Source organism: Thioalkalivibrio sp., from assembly GCF_007692535.1.
Lineage (GTDB): Bacteria > Pseudomonadota > Gammaproteobacteria > Ectothiorhodospirales > Ectothiorhodospiraceae > Thioalkalivibrio.
In genome coordinates, this window is sequence record NZ_REBW01000271.1 from 1 (window position 1) to 4,979 (window position 4,979).

Below are 4,979 nucleotides of genomic sequence, written 5' to 3' on the forward strand. Positions count from 1 at the left end.
TTCGATGCCACCGGCCGCATGGCGGCGGCGATTCCCTTTGCCTTCGACGACTACCTGGAACTCGTGGATACCACCGGCCGGGTGATCCGCGAGGACAAGCGCGGTTACATCCCAGGCGAAACGCCGCAGATCCTGGAACGGTTGAATATCGATCCCGAGCAGTTCATCGCCACCGCCGCGCGGATGCTGCACCAGTTCAGCACCGCGATCGGCACGCCGGAGCACCTTACCGCGCATTGCGTGGCGCGCAACGTCGCATTCCTGCGCGGGATGGGTGCCGCTCGGGCGCTGTTCGAGCGGAAAGCGGCCTAATTGCGCAGCGTCGCCCACCCTACCGGTCCAAGCGACCGGCGTACGCGGTTATCGCCAACGCTGACCCGTGATCTAATCGAGACAGGCGAGGTCCGCTACAAGGACGAACGCAGGTGTTGGATCGCCAAATGGTACCCTCAACGGAGTGACAACCTTGTTTGCGCCGCAGCAGCCTTGGAATCGGTGCTCGTGATCAAGACGGTGATGCACCACTTCTCTTGGGAGCAGAAACCATGAAGACCACCTATTATCCGCAGGACGACATTCTGGAAATCCGTTTCAGCGACAAAGAGATCACCAGCGAGGTGTCCCAGGATTGGAATGTTAACGTCAGTTACGCGGATGACGGCACGATCGTGGAATTGGTTGTTCTGGATGCAGTGAAGACGGGATTCATGCCATTTCACAGTGGAGACACTCGTACCGCTGCGTAGCTAGTGCCAGCAGGAAAACCCGGCGGATTTTCGTACTGCAACATGGCTTCCGGGGTCGGACCAGCGCAAGGCCCTGATTCTTCTTAAAAATCACTCGAACTTCGGCGCGCGGAAGCTCTTAGAGGCCCATTTTTGACGGCAAAACCGTGGCTCGAGGGCGTGACAGCGACGTTGCCATCAGTCACCCTCCACCAGCAGCCTGCGCACCGTGGCGATCGGCAGGAAGAGCCGCAGCGGTCTGGACGGCAGTGGCATGAAGCCAAACCTCTCGTACAGCGCCTTGCGCCGCTGCACGCGCTCTGGATCGCCGCAATCGAAGACATCCAGCATTACCACCGAGATGCCAATCTCATCGGACGCGCGGGCAATCCGCGTCAGGGCATCCACCAACAGGTCACTGCCGAAGCTCCGATTCCGGTATTGCTGATCGCGGCCGATCATCGCGATGAACGCGGCGGGAATCGACCCGTGCGCGGGCCGCGTTCGTGCATAGCCAGGAGGAAGGTCTTCGTAGCCGACGGCATGGGCGTTGATCGAGTAGAAGCCGATCACCGCGCCATCGGGTGCGACCATCACGTACAGCCGGATGTTATCGGCCTTGGCCAGCTTGTTGGCCGTTTTTCGAAAGTAGTTGTCGACGGCTGGAATGCCGCAACTGAAACGTTCCCGATCATGCCGCGCGGGGTCAAACCGCTCGATGATAAAGGGGCGCTCCCATTGCTCCGGCATTACTTCGCGACTGTCCGGTCACGGCTGCGCTTCAGGGCTGCACGCAGCTCTCTGGTCGGCTCGGGCGGTTCGTCCAGCGCTGCGAAGAAGACTGCATGATCTTCCGGACGCAGTACCGTACGCTCGTGGGCGGCAATGGTTTCCAGAGCCGCCCGGTAAGCGGCGTTCATGGCAAAAGCCGAATCATCCAGACCCGACAGGGCAGCCGCCCTGTGGATCACCTCCTTGATCCGCGGCTTGGTGCGAAAGTGCATGCGTGCGTCGTTACGCTCGTCCATCTCATTCGTCAGGTTGTCAACCGGATGCATCACCTTACCCTCCGCTACTTCACATCTGACGCGGCATTGTACGCCACTTAGGCGTACAAATCAAAACCACTCGCACGCGGCTGTTCAACGCGCTGCGCGCGCTAGTCCGACAAGCGCGGCTACATCCCGGGCGAGACGCCGCGGATCCTGGAGCGGTTGCATATCGATCCCGAGCCGTTCATAAGGCTCAAATATTGGACACTCACTCCGATTGACCCCTCGAGGATTAGGCCGCGGTCAACTGCGCCCTCCGCCGAAGCTCAGCAGCATTGTCCTCTGCGATCAACCGGAAAGGTGCACTGATCCGCTCATCGTTTGCCACGCTCTCCCAGAAACGCTGAGCGGCCCGACATGCCTGAAGCCAGGAGGGTTGTTCCCGCGGAACGGGTAGGGGCGGATCGAACGCAGGCCGGGGCAGCTCGCCGCCCGGCAACGGGGCGTAGGCCATCGGGAGCATGTCGTACACCGGGCACAGGTGCAGAACACCCTCTCTTGGCCGAAAGGTCAGGTTGCCAAGGTGCATGTCGTTGTTGGCAATCAAGCGGCCGAACCAGGCGATGCGGTGGACCGCGGAGGCCTGCTCGGCCGGAAGTAGTCTCGCATCGCAGAAGGCATCGGCGAGGGATTCCCAGGTGCCGGGCGGCTTTCCCAGGAGCTCTGCGTTGGCCGTCTCGAGCGTGACCACCGGGCTGCGCCCGAATCCGCCGTGACGGTCGAAGCGTTCCACTTCGAGGAAGGTCCGGCCACCGAACTGCCGGATCTGACTGGGCGGGCTTTCGACACCGGGCAGGCTGCGAATCGTCTCCAGAGCCAGGTGTTCGGCGATGAGCAGATCGGCCCAGCGCCGAACCGCAGACGAGGGGTCCGCACCTGAAAACTTGACGATCACGTGCGGGGTACGGGCTTTGGGCGCCTCCCTCAATGCGGTGAATTTGGGAAACTCGCCCGCGGCGCTGGATCCCGCAAGGCCCAGCGCAATGGCCTGCTCCGCCGCCTGCGCGTACATCGGCCCGATCTCGGACGCATCCAATACAGGGGGCGGGTTCAGACGACTCTCCTGCCAGCGCCTGTACGCGGCATCGCCGACGATCAGGTTGCCCGGCAGGTCGACGCCCATCCGGCTCAGGACCCAGAGGATGTCGTCGTCGGTCCAGGCAGCCGGATTGGGCGAGACCGCCAGGGTGTCTTGCACACGATGCGCCAGCTGGCGGCCGAGATACCCTTGCGGGCGCATGTCGTACAGCGGGTAGGGCAATCCCGCCCACCAGCCGTCGCGGGATTCTTCGTTCAAGGGCCAGTCGGTGCCCGCGAAATCGGCCCAACACCCCTGTGGCTGGATGGGCGAAAGGACGGTGACTTCATGCGGCTGGCCGGCTTCGTCGACGGCGTGGATCGGTATGGGCGAAAGGTCGCCACGCAGGGGCCTGCGCAGGGCATAACGGGTACGGCGCGCGCGCCCCGCCGCCAGGACCGGCTCGGTGCATTCGTGAAGCAGCCGATGCAATGTGGGTACCGAGATGTCCAGGTCTCGGGCCAGATCGGCGGCCCGAACCGGTGCGGCCCGGGCGAGGGCTCCGGCAAGACGCTGCTGTGCCGCTTTCCGCTTGTTCCGCATTATCCTGCCTTCTTGTGAAAAGATTATTGATTCGATATTAGATGTATAAACAGCGGATTCCCATTGGTTTATTACCATTTGGAGAAATCGATTGAAACGATTCTCGGGCCAAAAGTCACTTCCGGCGATGCAGCCCGACTCTCGCACACTCTCCTGGACACCCCCTTTCTCAGGCGAAGCCGCTTCCTTCAGGACAGCCACTTTACTTGCTTGCCTTGACCTGCCCGCAGCGCCATGACGTCGGCTAGTAACGGTGCAACAAGGCGAGACCTGACCCCGGAGTTCGCAGCAGCGTGGTCGCGTCCGCGGATTGACATTCAATGTACATAGGATATCTTCTAGCCGCATGACCGAGTCGGCCGGGATCGAATGGGACGAAGAGAAGAATCAAAGGTTGCTGGATCAACGTGGAATCGGCTTCGAGGATGTGCTGGAAGCGATCGAAAGCGGTCGCATCCTGGCTGACGAGGTTCACCCCAACCCGTCCCGGTATGGTCATCAGCGCATACTGGTCGTGGAGATCAGAGGATACGCCTGTGTCGTACCCTACGTTCAGAAAGGGAACCAACGGTTCCTGAAGACAATCTTCCGGAGCCGCGTTTACCAGAAGAAATACCTGCTGGGGCGAGAAACATGACGAAAAGCAAGCACACGGGCCATGACGCACCCTTCCTGGACGACGAGGAACGCGCCGTGATCGAGGCCGCAGAACGGGGTGAGTTCGAGCCGGATGCCGACCTCACCGCTCGTATCGCCGAGTGGCGGACGGCCGCCTCCGACACCTCCAGGAAAAGGGCCATCACCGTCCGCCTCCAGGAGCGTGATATCCAGCGCATCAAGGCCATCGCGCTGCGCAAGGGCATGCCCTACCAGACCCTGGTCAGCTCGATCATCCACCAGTACGCATCCGGAACACTCAAGGAAAGGGATTGACATCGCGGCGGAGCCCATCCGCCCCCTATCACTTGCTCGCCTTGCCGTCCTGCCGGCCGAGGCCCTCGGCTAGATACGCCGACACCAGGGCGTTCATGCTCACCCCTTCCTGCCGGGCGCGCGCTGCCAGACGCGCATGCAGGCTGCGCGGCACACGCGCCACGAATTTAAAGTCACCGTATCCGCCAAAGGGCAAGTCGAGAAACTTCAGGACAGCCACTTTACTTGCTTGCCTTGACCTGCCCGCAGCGCCATGACGTCGGCTAGTAACGGTGCAACAAGGCGAGACCTGACCCCGGAGTTCGCGTTCCAATCAACCTCGGGCTGCCGTGCGAGCAACGCCCCATCTGTCATGCGATCGACGCGCTTGAGCGCTTCACCGATCGCCATGAACAGCATGCATACGCCATCGAGCTTTTCGCGACCCTCTGGCGTGGCGGTGAAGTCGTCGGGACTTTCAATGCTCCGCAACCTCCAGGACACCCACTTCGCCCCCTTTGCCAGCAAACAAAAAGACAACCATTTCGTTAGCTGGAAAAGGGTTCCCTTTTGGTCCGTTAGACGCTACCATGGACCTCCTTAATGGAGGTCCTTATGGCCGTCAACGTCAAACTGCCCGAAGCCTTGGTCGAGACCGCCAAGCGATAC

At 61.5% G+C, this 4,979-nt stretch carries 7 protein-coding genes and 1 pseudogene; 4 read left to right on the plus strand and 4 right to left on the minus strand.

Annotated features, from left to right (window positions below):
- A pseudogene (locus EA346_RS14825) lies at positions 1 to 312 on the plus strand (transposase); the annotation flags it as partial.
- Between the two features lie 233 nt (positions 313 to 545).
- The gene (locus EA346_RS14830; RefSeq protein ID WP_296759887.1) at positions 546 to 746 is read left to right on the plus strand and encodes a DUF2283 domain-containing protein; all 201 of its coding nucleotides are present in this window, start codon (positions 546 to 548) and stop codon (positions 744 to 746) included.
- 177 nt (positions 747 to 923) lie between these two features.
- Here EA346_RS14830 and EA346_RS14835 read toward each other — a convergent pair whose 3' ends face one another.
- The 3 genes from EA346_RS14835 to yjjJ form a co-directional block, all read right to left on the minus strand.
- Positions 924 to 1,475, minus strand: a complete 552-nt coding sequence (locus EA346_RS14835; RefSeq protein ID WP_296759889.1) for a GNAT family N-acetyltransferase — start codon at positions 1,473 to 1,475, stop codon at positions 924 to 926.
- A complete protein-coding gene (locus EA346_RS14840) occupies positions 1,475 to 1,783 on the minus strand; it encodes a DUF1778 domain-containing protein (protein WP_296759897.1) in 309 nt (102 codons plus the stop codon). The genes EA346_RS14835 and EA346_RS14840 overlap by 1 nt, the downstream gene beginning before the upstream one ends.
- A gap of 226 nt (positions 1,784 to 2,009) precedes the next feature.
- Positions 2,010 to 3,398: a type II toxin-antitoxin system HipA family toxin YjjJ gene (gene yjjJ / locus EA346_RS14845; RefSeq protein WP_296759891.1), complete on the minus strand. Its 1,389-nt coding sequence runs from the start codon at positions 3,396 to 3,398 to the stop codon at positions 2,010 to 2,012.
- 346 nt (positions 3,399 to 3,744) lie between these two features.
- On the opposite strand from yjjJ, the gene EA346_RS14850 reads away from it, so the two are divergent.
- Positions 3,745 to 4,035 (plus strand): toxin, encoded by a 291-nt coding sequence (locus EA346_RS14850; RefSeq protein ID WP_296759892.1) that lies wholly within the window; start codon positions 3,745 to 3,747, stop codon positions 4,033 to 4,035.
- Positions 4,032 to 4,331 carry a hypothetical protein gene (locus EA346_RS14855; protein WP_296759894.1) on the plus strand — a complete coding sequence of 100 codons (300 nt, stop codon included), beginning with the start codon at positions 4,032 to 4,034 and terminating at the stop codon, positions 4,329 to 4,331. Before EA346_RS14850 ends, EA346_RS14855 begins: the two co-directional genes overlap by 4 nt.
- Positions 4,332 to 4,359: 28 nt before the next feature.
- Here the strand turns inward: EA346_RS14855 and EA346_RS14860 are convergent, their stop codons facing one another.
- Positions 4,360 to 4,551: a toxin-antitoxin system HicB family antitoxin gene (locus tag EA346_RS14860; protein WP_296759895.1), complete on the minus strand. Its 192-nt coding sequence runs from the start codon at positions 4,549 to 4,551 to the stop codon at positions 4,360 to 4,362.
- Positions 4,552 to 4,979 lie beyond the last annotated feature (428 nt).